Origin of the sequence: Acinetobacter sp. YH12152 (assembly GCF_013418285.1) — a bacterium.
In the GTDB taxonomy this organism is placed as follows: Bacteria; Pseudomonadota; Gammaproteobacteria; order Pseudomonadales; family Moraxellaceae; genus Acinetobacter; species Acinetobacter amyesii.
Window position 1 is genome coordinate 23,562 of sequence record NZ_VPCH01000002.1, and the last position, 15,759, is coordinate 39,320.

Below are 15,759 nucleotides of genomic sequence, written 5' to 3' on the forward strand. Positions count from 1 at the left end.
GGGAAATTGCATGAATGATGTGATTAAGGACTTAAGTGAACTGCGTTTAACTTATCAAAAAGGTGAGTTGCATGAAGATCAGGTGAACCGTGATCCACATGAGCAGTTTTTATTATGGTTTAACCATGCCTTAGAAGCACAATTGCATGAACCCTATGCTATGTCTTTGGCGACGGCAAATGCCCAAGGTCGTCCGCACGTGCGGACGGTCTTGTTGCGCGGTGCGACCCATGCAGGTTATGACTTCTATACCAACTATGACAGTCAAAAAGGTAACGATCTGCTCAATAATCCTTATGCAGAGTTATTGTTTTATTGGCAAGAGCAGGAACGTCAAATTCGGGTCAGTGGTCGTGTGGAAAAGATATCTTCAGAAGAATCTACGGATTATTACCATAAACGACCGCGTGACAGCCAAATCGCAGCGCACATTAGTACTCCACAAAGTGGTGTTATCGCTAGTCGTGAAGAATTACAACAGCGTTTCCAAAATTTGCATGATCAAGTGGAAAGCAAAGACGTTTTGGAGAAACCTGAGTTTTGGGGCGGCTATCGTTTAGTTCCGGATTATTATGAATTTTGGCAAGGCCGTCCGAATCGTTTACATGACCGCTTGAGTTATAAACTACAGGATGGTCAATGGGTTTTACAGCGACTGATGCCATAAATGTCTAAACTTTTAATTCAACAAAGACCCTATTTGACGCGCCCTGAAGATATTCAGGGCGTTGCCCCGTTTATTGCTGATTTATTGGCACGTCGCGGGGTTTCTTCCGCACAAGAGCTGGAATTGAAGCTTAAGCACTTACATGCGCCAAACTTAAAGGGTTTAGAGCAAGCGATTGAAATAATCGATCAAGCAATTGATACTCAAAAGAAAATCGTCATTGTTGGTGATTATGATGCCGACGGTGCGACCAGTACTGCATTGATGGTCTTGGCACTACGTGATATGGGTACGGATGTTGAATATCTGGTTCCAGATCGTTTCAAATATGGTTATGGTCTGACACCTGCCATTGCTGATTTGGCCTTCGTGAGCTTTACTCCAGATGTGTTGATTACAGTCGATAATGGAATTTCGAGTCATGCCGGTGTAGCACAGGCGCAGGCGCATGGTATGCAGGTGATCATTACCGATCATCACCTGACCACAAAGGAAACACCACTAGCAGAAGCGGTGGTGAATCCGAATCAGTTGGGATGTGAATTTCCAAGTAAAGCCTTGGCTGGTGTGGGTGTCGCATTTTATGTGTTGGCCAATTTGGCCAGTATGCGTAAAAAAAATGCTAAATCCACAGCCAACCTCAGCCAATATTTGGACTTGGTGGCTTTAGGCACTTATGCCGATGTTGCAAGTCTAGATCTGAATAATCGGATCTTGATCGATGCTGGTTTGAAGCGGATTCAGCAAGGACTATGTCGTCCAGGGATCAGTGCATTATTGGATATCGCTGGTCGTGATCCCGCACAGTTAAAAGCACAGGACTTGGGCTTTGTAGTTGGCCCACGACTCAATGCAGCTGGGCGTATGGAGACTATGGATATTGGGATTGAGTGTCTGATTGCGGCGGATTTAAGTACGGCTTATCCGATTGCGCAGCAGTTGAATCAACTCAATATTGAAAGACGCCAAGTCGAAGGGCAGATTAAACAGGAAGCTCTGGCTGAGTTAGAACATATTCAGCTTGATCAGGATAACTTACCTGCAGCCTTGATCATGTTTGAACAGCATTGGCATCAAGGGGTGATTGGGATTGTTGCAGGGCGTTTGAAAGAACAATTCCATAGACCTGCAATCGTCTTTGCCGCAGATGAGGATGGCGTACATATTAAAGGCTCTGCGCGTTCTATCGAAGGTATTCATATTCGAGACAGTATTGAGCGTATTGCTGAATTACATCCGCATTTGGTCAGTCATTTTGGTGGACATGCAGCCGCAGCAGGACTAACCATTCAAAAGCAGCATTTTTCTGAATTTAAAACCGCTTTTGAAGCACTCATCGCTGCGCAAGATGAAAGTTTATTTCAGGCCACTATTTGGACAGATGGTGAATTGCCTGATTCGGCCATTAATGTCGAAACCGTGGATCTTCTGCAAAATTTAAGTCCATGGGGACAAAAATTTCCTGAACCGGTCTATGAAGGCCTATTTAAAGTTTTAGATTATCGTTGGTTGAAAGATGTGCATCTGAAATTAAAACTTGCTTTAGATAATGGCTTAATGGTGGACGCAATTGCATTTAATGCGGCAGAAAAATATGAATTTAATCCTATGCAAGATCAAATCCGCTTGGTCTACGAACTCGATAAAAATGAATTTAGAGGAAATGTCAGTGTTCAATTGAGAGTTTTACACTTGGCTCAATAAATTCCATTTTTACAGGCAAATAAAAAACCGCTCAGAAGAGCGGTTTTTTTTATGGTTTTGACTTCAATGGATTAGAAGCGGTATTTCGCTGCTACACCAAATGAATTGTAGTCATTGTTGCCAACTTCACCGAAACCAACACGACCTTCAAGGCTCACTTGTTGGTTGAAGAATTTACGTGCATTGATCCCTACTTCGTTACGATCAGTGACATCGTTGTTGTAGTAGTCAGCACCAACACTGAATGTTTTGTCGATGAAGTAATCCGCTGCTAGATTGAATTCATCTAGATCACCGAATGCTGCACCCGCTTCAAGGTTGATGTCTTTACCATTGCTTAAAGTTGTTACGTATTTAGCACGTAAAGTTGGATCTACACCGTCGTCATCGTCATTGTCCCAACCTTTTAGACCGGCAGCAACTAAGAAACCAGGTGCAGGAAGGTAACCCACTTCAGCTGCATAATAAGTTGTATCGTTGTCTATTGTGCCGACTGCAGTGTCAACTTCGACATTATTACGGCTTACATCACCAGATACATAGAAATCTGAGTTTGGTACGAAGTATTCGATACCAACGCCATAAGTATTGTCGTCAACATTGCCACGATCAGCGAAAGTTGCGTGTGCATTTACGTTACTTGCACGGTTTAAGAATGCAGCTTCTGCAAGAGGAGCGTTACGCGTTTGAACAGGGTTGAAGTAATAAGTACCGTTTACACCAAATTCACTGCCAGAGCTTCCATTATCTGGGTCGATGTAACCAGCTGAAGCGCCTACTTCTGCTTGATAAGCATGAGCTGTACCTGTAATAGCAAGTGCAGAAAGAAGTGCTGAAGCAATTGCGAGTTTTTTCATGGAAACTACCCCTCTAAATTGTTTGGCTAAATTTAATACATTTTTTGTTACAAGTTTTAGTCTAGAGAATTTTTAAAGATGGTCAATCGCTGCAAAGTTGCAGAACTGTGTATTCGGTAATTTTATGTAATTTTAATTATTTAAGATATTGAAAAATATATAATTATTATTAATGTTTTGTTTTATTAAAACTGTGTAGATATTATGAATTTGTAGATTATTTGGTCAACAACTGGACTTTTTTTAAAGTAAATATTACATCGAAAAGAAAAAAGCACCTCAAATTTGAGGTGCTTTTTTAATGCACATTCCTAATTCAAACGAAATTAGAAACGTAAAGTTGCATTGATGTTGAACGCTTGAACGTCATCACCAAAACCAACTTGACCACCGATTGCTAGGTTCGGGTTAAGGAAGTATTTTGAACGGATAGCGAAGTAATCCGTGTCTTCATCACCATCATCTTCGATGTTGTAAGATGCACCAATGCTAAAAGCTTGGTCGAAGTAGTAGTCTGCACCAATCGTAACAGAGTCTAAATCACCAAAAGCGCCATCTGCCTCTAGGTTGATGTATTGACCATTGTTCAAAGGCGCAACATATTTTGCTTTAACAGCAAAACGGTTGTCTTCGTCTTCATCATTGTCGCCTTGATAGCCATCAATACCAACAGCAAGTAAAAGGTTAGAGACAGGTAAATAACCTACTAATGCGCGGTATGTTGTTGAATCATAGTCCTCGCTTGCTGAAATGCCAGCAACTTTTACTTCAGCTTTTTCTTCTTTGTAGCCTAATTCACCATTAAAGTAGAATTGTTCAAAGAAGTATTCAGCACCTAATGAAATATGGTAGCTGTCATATTCTGCTTTGCCTGCAAGCGGACCTGAAACAGGAAAATAATCTGATACATCAACTGTTTTTGTATCTAAATATTGATAGCTATATTTAGCATAAATATTGCTGTTATGGCCTAAAAATGCAGCTTCGTTTAATGGGCCATTTTTAGGGTTTACTGAGTCTAAATATAACGTGCCTTGTAAGTTGAACAATCCGTTTGAATCTACGATGTCATTGTCCCAATCTGTATAAGTAAAACCGCCATCAACTTGACCATCATAAGCAAAAGTTGATGAAGTGATAACAGCTAACCCTAGTGCAAGTAATGTCTTTTTCATAAAACCCTCGAAACATTATTGTTGTAAATAAAATGTAATAAATAGTAACGCGAGCGTATTGTTCATATTATGTGCATTGAAGTCAATGATTTGGATGATCAATCTGGCTGAATCTGTGCAAATGCTCTGTGATATAATAGGCGGCTATTTAAGCCAAATTTTTTGATTGAGAGTAATTCACGTGGAAATTAATCCGTATCTATTACAGCTAAAAGACTTAAACGACCGTGGTCAAACATTACGGGGGTATCTTTGACTACGATCTGAAAAAAGAGCGTTTAGAAGAGGTTCTACGTGAGCTGGAAGACCCAGCAATTTGGAATGATCAAAGCCGTGCACAAGCAATGGCAAAAGAAAAAGGTGAACTCGAAAACGTCATTAACGTGCTCGAAGGGCTTTCAACTCAGCTAGAAGATGCCCAAGCGATGTTGGATCTTGCGGTTGAAGCAGAAGAAGAAAGCTTACTTGCAGATGTGCAAGCAGAGTTAACTTCAGCGGAAGCAGAACTTGCGAAATTAGAATTCCGTCGTATGTTCAGTAATCCGATGGACCCGAACCCATGCTATGTCGAAATCCAAGCAGGTTCTGGTGGTACTGAAGCACAGGACTGGGCATCGATGTTACTGCGTATGTATCTACGTTGGATTGAACGTCATGGCTTTAAAGCAGAAGTGATGGAAGAATCTGATGGTGATGTGGCAGGGATCAAGTCTGCAACGATCCGTGTAGAAGGTGAGTATGCATATGGTTGGTTACGTACAGAATCTGGCGTACACCGTTTAGTCCGTAAGTCACCTTTTGACTCAGGTAATCGTCGCCATACTTCATTCTCAGCGGTTTTTGTATCGCCTGAAATTGATGACAATATTGAAATTGAAATCAATCCAGCTGATGTTCGTACTGATACCTATCGTGCATCTGGTGCGGGTGGTCAGCACATTAACAAAACAGACTCTGCAGTACGTTTAACTCACGCTCCAACAGGGATTGTGGTGGCATGTCAGAACCAACGTTCACAGCACGCCAACCGTGACCATGCTTGGAAACAGTTACGTGCAAAATTGTACGAACTTGAGATGCAAAAACGTAATGATGCGGCACAAGCGTTGGAAGACACCAAGTCCGATATCGGTTGGGGCAGCCAAATTCGTTCATACGTTTTAGATGACTCGCGTATTAAAGACTTACGTACCAGTGTGGAAAGTTCAAACACCGGCGCGGTACTTGATGGTGATTTAGATAAGTTTATTGAAGCCAGCCTCAAACAAGGTTTGTAATTTAAATTTATATAGAAAACAAAGTTCTATCTGTTTTTGATCATCATATCTAAAAAAATCGATATAAAAATCGAAAAAATACGATATAGTGTATTCAAGATGCTGAATAGAACTTTGTTGTCCAAATTTTTATTTAATTAAACCCGTTTAAATTATGGATATTGATTTAATTTTTAAAGCACTTGCCAATCCGACTCGACGTCAAATCTTGGAATGGTTGAAAACACCTGAACAATTTTTGTCAGAAGAACAATGTGGCGGCTTTAATCGTGGTGTATGCGCTGGCAATATCGAAAAACTCGGTAATGTTTCGCAGTCTACGATGTCTAATCATTTGTCTGTGTTACAACAGGCGGGCTTAATTCAAGCCGAGAAATATGGTCAATGGTCGTATTTTTCGCGCAATGAAGAACTCATTCAGCAATATATTGATTATCTGCAGAACTCACTTTAAATCATTTTTCGCATTTGAAGTGTTAGGCGAGACATATATGGCTGAACTTAATACTCCTCTCATTTTGGGTGATTTACACCTCAAAAATCGCGTTGTAATGGCGCCACTAACCCGTAGTCGTGCAACCATTGACCGTGTTCCAACGCCGATGATGGCTGAATATTATGCACAGCGTGCAAGTGCTGGATTAATCATTTCAGAAGCAACAGTCATTTCAGAAGCAGCTAATGGCTATTTGCAGACGCCGGGTTTATTTACCGATGCTCAAGTTCAGGGCTGGAAATTGGTGACCCAAGCCGTACATGAACAGCAAGGTTTAATTGTGGCACAATTGTGGCATGTCGGACGTGTCTCACATCCCGACCTTTTGAATGGTGATACACCAGTTTCTGCCAGTGCGGTACAACAGGCGGGTTATGTCAGTCTGCTTCGCCCAAAACGCGAATATGTCGTGCCACGTCCATTAGAGATTGCAGAAATCAAAAGCATTGTAGAACAATACAAACAGTCTGCGATCAAAGCCAAAGAAGCCGGTTTTGATGGTGTGGAATTGCATGCGGCCAATGGTTATTTGATCGATCAATTCCTACAAAGCAAAACCAATTTACGTGAAGATGAGTATGGTGGTTCTGTCGAAAACCGCGCACGTTTATTGCTTGAAGTGGTGGATGCGCTGATCGAAGTGTGGGGTGCAGGTCGTGTAGGTGTACATCTTGCGCCGCGTGGTGATGAACACGATATGGGCGATCATGATCCACGTGAAACCTTTGGCTATGCTTTAGAGCAGTTGGGGCAACGGAAGATTGCATTCTTCTTTACCCGTGAATATCTGGCGGATGACAGTATTAGTGACTATCTGAAACAGCGCTCAAATGGAGTGCCGTACATTGCCAATATGCGTTTAAGCCGTGAAGATGCTGTTGATTTATTGGCCTCAGGTAAAGCCGATGCGGTGTCTTTTGGTAAAGCCTATATTGCCAATCCAGATTTGTTTGAACGTTTGCTAGCGAATGCTGCACTAAATGAATTGCAGTTGGAAAATATGATTGGGACAGATGTTGCCGAAGGCTATATTGATTATCCAAGCATGAAAAATAAATTTGGTTCAGGACGTTCAACGTATTAATCGACACTTGAATACGCATTATCCATTAACATGTGGATAATGCTCTGATATATTCTGCCGATTCAAACCGTTTTTGAGCGTAATAATTTGACTACTCCTTTTTGGTATAACGCAGCTTTGGCGCTGATTAAGCCGCTATATCAATGGCGCATCAAAAAACGTGCTGAAGATCTCCAACTATATCAGCAAGAGTGTCTTGAGCGCTTTGGGCCATTTCAGCAGGTTAAAAACCGCAATGCAATTTGGTTTCATGTGGTTTCCGTAGGAGAAACCAACGCTGCACAGCCGCTGATTGAACATTATCTCAAAGCAGGTCATCCGGTCTTGGTTACCAATACGACCAAAACCGGACAAGCGCGTGCGAAACAATTATTTTTAAAATCACCATATGAATCGCTGTTTCAGGCCGTGTATTTGCCAGCAGATCAAAAAAAATTAGTCTGTCGTTTTATCGAAAAATATCAACCGAAAATGTTGGCTCTGGTCGAAACAGAACTCTGGCCAAATTTGATGATTGAAGCCGATCAGGCTAACGTTCCGTGTTTATTGATTAATGCCAGATTATCTGAAAAATCGGCGAAGGGTTATAGCAAAGTCCCGAGTTTGACGCAGCCGATGCTAAAGAGTTTGAAACAATTATTGGCGCAAGATCAGGCAACTTTAGCGCGATTTATTGAGTTGGGTGCAAACCCGCATACCAGTCAGGTCGTGGGAAGTATCAAGTTTGATATTCATGCGCCCGATAGCTTTGTGCAACAAGCAGCGCAGTTACGTCAAGATTGGGCTTTGCAAGGCCGTAAAATCATTACCATTGCCAGTACACATGCACCAGAAGAACAAAAACTGCTCGCAGCACTGCAGCCGATTTTGCAACAACAGCCTGAGCTATTATGTATCGTCGTACCACGGCATCCCGAACGCTTTGATGAGGTTTTTGTAGAAGCGCAGAAACTGAATTTACGCACACAGCGCCGCAGTTTAAAGCAAACGATTCAGCCTGAAACGCAAGTGTATTTAGCGGATAGTATGGGTGAATTATGGCTTTGGCTGGCACTGAGTCAGGCTTGTTTTGTTGGCGGGTCTTTAAATGTACCGGGCGGTGGACATAATATTTTGGAACCTATCGCGCTGCATGTCCCGACAGTATTAGGTCAGCATTATTTTAATTTTCAAACCATTGTGGATGAATTTGTAGCGGCCCATGCGGTTGTGGTTGTGCAGGATTTTGAGCAGGCGGCTAGTGCATTGGTTGAGATCATTCAAAATACTGCGAAAGCGCAGGCTTTAAATGATGCAGCTCAGCTGATTATGCAAAAGAATACTGGGTCGCTGCAAAAGCATATTCAGGTGATTGATCAATACCTTTGAATTTACAACCATGATTTAAATTGGTTGATGCTTTAAACAGATGAATGAATAGGCTCGACAGAGTCTTACATTTAAGATTTGAAGAAAGGGCTTAGCCTTCGGTTGGAGGTACTCTTACGAAACGTTGTTTCTCATTCGGCAAAATGGAATGCGAAGCTTCGCAAGGAAGCCATCTTGCGGTGCAGTGCAGCTCACCGACAAAACGCGTCGAATTTTTATGTCTAACAAATAATCGCTGAAACTTGAGTGATTCTATTGAGTGTTGCCTTGAACCGTTGTGGATGACGTTTTCGCGTATCCAATTGAACTGGGTAAGAGAATTTTTATGAACATCGTCCTGCTTGACCCACGTCAAACTGAATCTGAACTGTGGAATATCAGTGCCAAACGCCAAATTGAGCATTTAAAAACCCATGTCGATGTACAAGTGGGCGATACCCTCAAAGTCGGGATTCGGGAAGGAAAGCGTTATTTAACCCAAATCGTCAGTATTACGGATAACGGCATTCAACTTAAACCCTTACAAGAAGAAGAAGTACCAGCAAAGCATCCGGTGACTTTAATTGTGGCAATGCCTCGTCCGAAAGTGTTGCGCCGTCTGATCATGGATGCCGTCACCTTAGGTGTAGAAAAAATCATTTTGCTGCACAGTTATCGCGTGGATAAAAGCTATTGGCAGACCCCATTTTTACAGCAGCTCGATCACTATGTGACGTTGGGTTTGGAGCAGGCAGGTGACACCATTGCGCCCAAAATTGAATTATATAAACGCTTTAAACCCTTTGTGGAGGATGTTTTACCGAGCATGATCTCCTCGGACTCTCCGGCTTATGTGGCGCATCCTTATGTCGAAGATGTGATGCCTACAGGGATTCAACATGGATGTACGATCATCATTGGACCTGAAGGTGGATTTATTCCTTATGAGGTAGATTTACTCATAAAAAACGGTTGCCAAGCAGTCAGCTTAGGCAACCGAATTATCCGGACAGAAACTGTGATTCCATACGTTTTAGGGCGATTATTTAGCTGTTGAAGCTTCTGCCTCAGCTTGATCACCACGGTAAACTTTCACTTCCTGTACAGGGTACGGAATTGAAATACCATTTTGATTGAATGCTTGGATAACGTGTTCTTGCACTTCACTGATCGAGTTCGCAGTGGTGGTTTCAGTGGTATCAACCCACCAACGGACATTCAGATTGACCGAGAAATCAGCCAAAGCATTCACGTTTACGGTAAACGCAGGTTGGCTCAAAATGGTTGGGTCTTTGTCCAAAATAGCCAAAACAATATTTTTAGCTTTTTGAATGTCATCTTCATAACCAATACCCACCACAAATTCACAACGACGACGTTGATAAGCGGTATTCACCGTTACCGCACTGGTGTAAACCGTCGCGTTTGGAATCACGATACGACGACCATCTGGAGAGCGTAGAAAGGTTGCACGGATCTGAATATCTTCAACCGTACCTTCCATTCCTGACACAATAATATCATCACCGATTTTGAAAGGTTCACCGAGGAGAATCAAAATACCCGACAGTAAGTTCTGGAAAATATCTTTAAACGCGAAACCGATTGCAACCGAACCAATCCCCAAGGCACTCATGAGTTGACCCGGTGTGAACCCAGGAATCGCAATGACCATCGCAATCAGGAAACCGAAGAACATAATGGCTGAGCTACCCACACGGTTCAGGACCAAAACTAGATTTTGTTTTGAGTAAGAACGGTCAGTGAGCGCTTTACGAACAAAGAATCTAAAGAGTTTAGACAGTAGATAGAAGATCGTAAAAACAATTAATGCGATACAAATATAAGGCAGGCGTTCCCAAAATCCATCGACAAATTTATCGATCGTTGAGTATGCGTCATTATATTTAGAGGTATGTTCCAGCACGGTTTGTGCAGTTTTTTCAGTTGCCTCTTGCAAAAGTTGAGTCGTGCCTTGAGTGACATCACTCAAGGCATTTTCTTTTTCAGCCACGAGTTTTCCAAATGTTCAGATTTTTCGCTATTTTGCCTGAAATTAGTGGCGAAAATAACCCTCATTTACAGGCTTGCGAACGGATGTATCAAAATTCAGACAGGCTCAAATTCGGTTAGTGGCTTAGAAATATTCAGTACCTTGTTGAATGATTTCTGTAGGCGATTCAATTTCTCCGCTACCCATCATATAAGACGTGATGCTACCTGTAGCCACGAGCGACAAGACACTGATTAAAATCATCAACCATGCCAGAATTTTTTCCCAAACTGCAGCAGGGCGTGGCGCGCCGTATTGATTTACGGTCGGTGTGCCTGAGGCCAATAATAAATACAGGATAAAGAATAGATTGATCACGGGGATAAATAAGAGCAGTAGCAACCAACCGGCTTTATTGAGGTCATGCAGCCGACGCACGACAAAGACACAATAAAAATAGATATAGAGAATAATAATCGCCAAATAGGCGAGGCCAGATACCCCAGTGAATATGCCAACAAATTGCTCATTTAACGTCATGGTATTGATGTTGAAAATACCCACGGCAAGGCTTAAAGCGATCAAGGCAAAAAAGCTGATGATATTGAGAAAGCCATACCAACCAATCATGCTCAGTCGACCAAAACGTCCATCTGGTTTCAGGGGATTATCCGATGTAGTGGTCGTCTGACGGGAAAAGAAAGAAGAGTCATTGGTATTCATGCTTGGGTCAACTCAACGTGTATGGAAGAATAAAAAAGTGGAATGCTGAGTAAAATTACCTTTGCATTATAGGTTCAAATGAACTGATCAGATACTGAATTGAAACATGTTTTTGTTGAAATTTTGCTTATAGATGTGCTTTAAATGGGAAAGAATAATACGACCAAAGCATGATTGCTGCGATTAAAAATTAATCGTCATACTGCTGTGATGCAGAAATTATAAAAGTAGAAATGTGGCATGGCATCTCGTGATGAGATGAATCAGATCAAGGAAAATACAATATGAAAGAGATCTATCCAGTACCTGAAAGTTTTAAAAAAACCGCGCGCATCAATGAGTCGGAGTACTTTGAGCGTTATCAAAAATCGATTGAACAACCAGATGAGTTTTGGGCGGAGCAAGCGCAAAAGATCGATTGGATCAAACCGTTTACCCAAGTTAAAAATACAAATTTTAAGCAAGATGATTTCAAGATTGAGTGGTTTGCTGACGGTGAACTGAATGTCAGTGCCAACTGTCTCGATCGACATTTAAAAGAACATCCACATAAACCAGCCATTATTTGGGAAGGAGATCATCCTTCACGGCATAAAATCATTTCTTTTGAAGAACTGCATGATGAAACTTGCCGTTTTGCTAATGTGCTGAAAAAACATGGCGTGGGCAAAGGCGACCGTGTGGTGCTGTATATGCCAATGGTGCCAGAAGCGGCAATTGCGATGTTGGCCTGTACCCGAATTGGAGCAGTACACTGCGTGGTTTTTGGCGGGTTCTCACCAGACTCATTGGCAAGTCGTATCGATGACAGTCAGGCGAAAGTCGTGATTACTGCGGATTGTGGGATGCGTGGTGGCAAGCCCATTCCACTCAAAGAAAATGTCGATCTTGCACTCGACATTGAAGGCACATCTTCGGTTCAAAATGTCATTGTGGTGCACCGTACAGGTAACCCGATCGAAATGAAAGCGGATCGTGACCTGTGGTATCACATGGAAATCATGTCGGTCAATGATATTTGTCCACCTGAACCTATGAATGCCGAGGACCCGCTATTTATTTTGTATACATCAGGTTCGACAGGAAAACCGAAAGGTGTATTGCATACCACAGGCGGCTATTTAACCTATGTGAATTGTACCTTCCGTGAAGTTTTTGACCTTAAACAAGATGATGTGTTTTGGTGTACTGCCGATGTTGGTTGGATTACGGGACACTCTTATGTGTTGTATGGGCCATTGTCGAATGGCACCACGACCGTGATGTTTGAAGGTGTACCACAATATCCAAGTTGGGCTCGAACCGGACATATTGTCGATAAACACAACGTCACTATTTTATATACGGCACCGACTGCAATTCGCGCCATGATGCGAGAAGGGGATGCCTTTGTCCGAGAAAGTGACCGCAGTAGTTTACGTTTATTGGGATCGGTGGGTGAACCCATTAACCCAGAGGCATGGAATTGGTACTACACCGTGGTAGGTGAAAGCCGCTGTCCAGTGGTGGATACATGGTGGCAAACAGAAACGGGTGGTTTCATGATTACGCCATTGCCGGGAGCAACTGATTTAAAACCGGGTTCAGCGACGCGTCCATTCTTTGGTGTACAACCTGCGATAGTGGATGCTGAAGGCAATGAGCTTGAAGGCGCCGTAGAAGGCAATTTGGTGATTAAGGATTCTTGGCCGGGACAAATGCGAACCATTTGGGGTGATCCTGAGCGCTTTATTGAAGCCTATTTCTCCACTTATCCGGGGACGTATTTTACAGGTGATGGCGCACGTCGTGATGAGTCTGGCTACTATTGGATTACGGGCCGTGTGGATGACGTCTTGAACGTTTCAGGGCATCGATTGGGAACGGCTGAAATTGAAAGTGCGCTGGTTGCACATGATGCTGTGGCAGAGTCTGCTGTGGTGGGTATGCCACATGATATTAAAGGGCAAGGGATTTGCGCCTTTGTGACCTTACAAGCAGGGACAGCAGAGACGGATGAGTTACGTCAGGAACTGGTGGCTTGGGTACGCAAAGTCCTTGGACCAGTGGCAACGCCAGATGCATTGCATTGGGCGCCGGCCTTACCGAAAACCCGTTCTGGTAAAATCATGCGCCGTATTTTAAGAAAAATTGCGGCCAATGAGTTGGACTCTTTAGGTGATACCTCGACCTTGGCAGAACCTCAAGTGGTTGAACATTTGATTGCTACGGTTTATCCGAAGTCATAAGAACAATTTGAGCGTGAGTGATCACGTTCTGATGAAAGTTCACTATGGCTTATATGAAGGATTATTAAAGCAATAATGAACGTCCTTTCTCCTATAAAAGTTGATTAGGATGAAGGGACGTTCATGATGGATTTTATCCATCCTAAATACGACGTATAAAATGATCAAATTATAAGTCGCCTGAATCTTGGTGACTTAGATTTCATAAGATATAGATTTTACAGATATAGACTGCAGGCATTGAGATAAGCTGAATGCCTCTACTTTGTTAAGCTAAAACGGTAACAGAATAATCAGACAGATATATGAACGCTTCAATTCCATTGACTCAAGATCCGATCGACATTGCCAAAAAACTGGCGGCAGAATTTGCCACGACGGCTGCTCAGCGTGATAAGCAGGGGGGAAATCCCAAAGCTGAACGTGATTTGATTCGTCAAAGTGGTTTGCTTGCACTTTCCATTGGAAAACAATACGGTGGACAGGGGGCAGATTGGCTGACGATTTTTAAAACCATTCAAACCATTGCTCAAGTGGATAGCTCATTGGCGCATGTTTATGGTTTCCATCATTTATTGATTGCAACGGTACAGTTGTTCGCGCAGCCAGAGCAATATGGCCCGTGGTTTGAACAGACTGCACGTGAGCATTTATTTTGGGGCAACACCCTAAACCCTTTAGACCGCCGTACTACAGCGACGCAACTGTCTGAACATGAATATGTGTTTCATGGCGATAAAAGTTTTTGTTCGGGTTCCATGGATTCAGACATTTTGCTGTGTTCTGGCTTCAATGAAGATGGAAAATTATTGATCGGGGTGATTCCTACAGCACGTGAAGGCGTCAGTTTTCTCGGCGATTGGGACAATATGGGACAACGTCAAACCGACAGTGGAAGTAGCCATTTTGAACAAGTTAAAATTTCCAAAGATGAATTACTACTGAACCCGGGGCCTTTGAGTACACCGTATTCAAGCTTACGTCCGTTGATTGCACAGTTGATCTTTGTGCATATGTTTTTGGGGGTGGCAGAAGGGGCTTTTGAAACAGCAAAACAGACGGTTCAAAACCAAAAAGCGTGGTCAAAATCATTGGCTGAAAATGCAGTGAATGACCCTTTCATTCAAAAGCATTTTGCTGAGTTTTATGTGCAATTAGAAAGTGTACGATTATTGGCAGATAAAGCGGTTCAGCGTTTGCAATGGGCTTGGGAGATTGGTGCAGCTTTAACGGCGGAACAACGTGGAGAAGTTTCTATTGCGATTGCAACAGCCAAAATTGCGGCCACCAATAGTGCGCTGTACATTACGCAAAATATTTTCCAAGTGATGGGCGCACGTGCCACGACGGCCAAATTGAATTTAGATCGCTTCTGGCGCAATGTACGTACCCAGACCTTACACGATCCGATTGATTATAAATATCAGGAGGTCGGTGAATGGGTGCTTACAGCCAAAGTGCCAGATCCAAGTTTTTATTCTTAAACGTATATTGCACATGAGCCAATAAAAAAGCCTCCGAAAGGGAGGCTTTTTTGCAATGTAATTTCAGTCGATCTTAACGCTGATGAATATTTTCTAAGGTATCAACTAAGGTTCGCGTTGTTTGATCAATTTCATAATTCACGGCATCACCGACTTGGACATCTTTCCATGTAGTGAGGCGCAGTGTTTCAGGAATAAGATCGATTGAAATTTCACTGCTGGCACGATCAACACGGTTCACAGTCAAACTACAACCATTGAGTCCAATAAAACCTTTGAGAAAGAAATATTTAATATTGCCTGCTGGAATGTGAATATCGAGATGAAAGGTTTCCCCGCGATGCTCTAAGTTTTTGATCGTGGCTGTGCCTTCGATATGACCATATAGATTGTGACCACCATTTTCTGCCCCAACTTTGGCTGAGCGTTCGACATTGACCTCATCACCAGCTTTGAGAGTTTTCAGCGTGGTGAGTTGATTGGTTAAATCAGAGACATCAAAATGTACTTGGTTGGCTGCCAAATCAATATGTGTGGCCGTTAAACACACGCCATTAATTGCAACACTTGCCCCGATAAAGACATCATGAAAAAAATTCTGATGATTTGAAATCACCAAGGTTGTGAAGCCATTGCCTTGACGAATGTCTAAGACTTTTTCTAAACCTTGCACGATGCCTGTATACATGTGAGCGTCTCTAAAATGATTTGCGTTTTCTGTATT

The 15,759-nt window shown here is 42.5% G+C and carries 14 protein-coding genes; 9 read left to right on the plus strand and 5 right to left on the minus strand.

The window, feature by feature from the left end:
* Window positions 1-10 precede the first annotated feature (10 nt).
* Together pdxH and recJ are read left to right on the plus strand one after the other, a co-directional pair.
* The gene (pdxH, locus tag FTU83_RS00880; RefSeq protein WP_168379407.1) at window positions 11-667 is read left to right on the plus strand and encodes a pyridoxamine 5'-phosphate oxidase; all 657 of its coding nucleotides are present in this window, start codon (window positions 11-13) and stop codon (window positions 665-667) included.
* On the plus strand, window positions 668-2,371 hold the full coding sequence (gene recJ / locus FTU83_RS00885; RefSeq protein ID WP_180105519.1) for a single-stranded-DNA-specific exonuclease RecJ: 1,704 nt from the start codon (window positions 668-670) through the stop codon (window positions 2,369-2,371). It begins immediately after the preceding gene.
* Between the two features lie 71 nt (window positions 2,372-2,442).
* Here the strand turns inward: recJ and FTU83_RS00890 are convergent, their stop codons facing one another.
* Window positions 2,443-3,228, minus strand: a complete 786-nt coding sequence (locus FTU83_RS00890; protein WP_067761595.1) for a putative porin — start codon at window positions 3,226-3,228, stop codon at window positions 2,443-2,445.
* 326 nt (window positions 3,229-3,554) lie between these two features.
* Complete coding sequence (locus FTU83_RS00895; RefSeq protein ID WP_180105518.1) at window positions 3,555-4,403, minus strand: putative porin; 849 nt, start codon at window positions 4,401-4,403, stop codon at window positions 3,555-3,557.
* Between the two features lie 181 nt (window positions 4,404-4,584).
* Between FTU83_RS00895 and prfB the strand changes: the two genes are divergently transcribed.
* The 5 genes from prfB to FTU83_RS00920 all read left to right on the plus strand — a co-directional run bounded on the left by prfB (window position 4,585) and on the right by FTU83_RS00920 (window position 9,664).
* Window positions 4,585-5,680, plus strand: a protein-coding gene (gene prfB, locus FTU83_RS00900; RefSeq protein WP_111884474.1) for a peptide chain release factor 2 whose coding sequence is annotated in 2 segments (ribosomal slippage) — window positions 4,585-4,656 and window positions 4,658-5,680 — 1,095 coding nt in all. Because the reading frame shifts where the segments join, the coding sequence is not laid out codon by codon here.
* A 154-nt stretch (window positions 5,681-5,834) separates the two neighbouring features.
* The gene (locus FTU83_RS00905) at window positions 5,835-6,134 is read left to right on the plus strand and encodes a helix-turn-helix transcriptional regulator (protein ID WP_078190555.1); all 300 of its coding nucleotides are present in this window, start codon (window positions 5,835-5,837) and stop codon (window positions 6,132-6,134) included.
* 37 nt (window positions 6,135-6,171) lie between these two features.
* Window positions 6,172-7,260, plus strand: a complete 1,089-nt coding sequence (locus FTU83_RS00910) for an alkene reductase (RefSeq protein WP_111884475.1) — start codon at window positions 6,172-6,174, stop codon at window positions 7,258-7,260.
* An 87-nt stretch (window positions 7,261-7,347) separates the two neighbouring features.
* A complete protein-coding gene (locus FTU83_RS00915; protein ID WP_180105517.1) occupies window positions 7,348-8,628 on the plus strand; it encodes a 3-deoxy-D-manno-octulosonic acid transferase in 1,281 nt (426 codons plus the stop codon).
* 325 nt (window positions 8,629-8,953) lie between these two features.
* Window positions 8,954-9,664: a 16S rRNA (uracil(1498)-N(3))-methyltransferase gene (locus FTU83_RS00920; protein ID WP_180105516.1), complete on the plus strand. Its 711-nt coding sequence runs from the start codon at window positions 8,954-8,956 to the stop codon at window positions 9,662-9,664.
* On the opposite strand, the gene FTU83_RS00925 is transcribed toward FTU83_RS00920, so the two are convergent.
* Complete coding sequence (locus FTU83_RS00925) at window positions 9,650-10,621, minus strand: mechanosensitive ion channel family protein (protein WP_078190551.1); 972 nt, start codon at window positions 10,619-10,621, stop codon at window positions 9,650-9,652. The genes FTU83_RS00920 and FTU83_RS00925 overlap by 15 nt on opposite strands.
* A 123-nt stretch (window positions 10,622-10,744) precedes the next feature.
* Window positions 10,745-11,323, minus strand: a complete 579-nt coding sequence (locus FTU83_RS00930) for a DUF805 domain-containing protein (protein WP_180011586.1) — start codon at window positions 11,321-11,323, stop codon at window positions 10,745-10,747.
* Between the two features lie 284 nt (window positions 11,324-11,607).
* On the opposite strand from FTU83_RS00930, the gene acs reads away from it, so the two are divergent.
* Together acs and FTU83_RS00940 are read left to right on the plus strand one after the other, a co-directional pair.
* Window positions 11,608-13,551, plus strand: coding sequence for an acetate--CoA ligase (gene acs, locus FTU83_RS00935; RefSeq protein WP_180022761.1), 1,944 nt, complete (start codon window positions 11,608-11,610; stop codon window positions 13,549-13,551).
* Between the two features lie 305 nt (window positions 13,552-13,856).
* A complete protein-coding gene (locus FTU83_RS00940; RefSeq protein ID WP_180105515.1) occupies window positions 13,857-15,035 on the plus strand; it encodes an acyl-CoA dehydrogenase family protein in 1,179 nt (392 codons plus the stop codon).
* 73 nt (window positions 15,036-15,108) lie between these two features.
* Here the strand turns inward: FTU83_RS00940 and FTU83_RS00945 are convergent, their stop codons facing one another.
* Window positions 15,109-15,723 carry a riboflavin synthase subunit alpha gene (locus FTU83_RS00945; RefSeq protein WP_180105514.1) on the minus strand — a complete coding sequence of 205 codons (615 nt, stop codon included), beginning with the start codon at window positions 15,721-15,723 and terminating at the stop codon, window positions 15,109-15,111.
* Window positions 15,724-15,759: the final 36 nt, after the last annotated feature.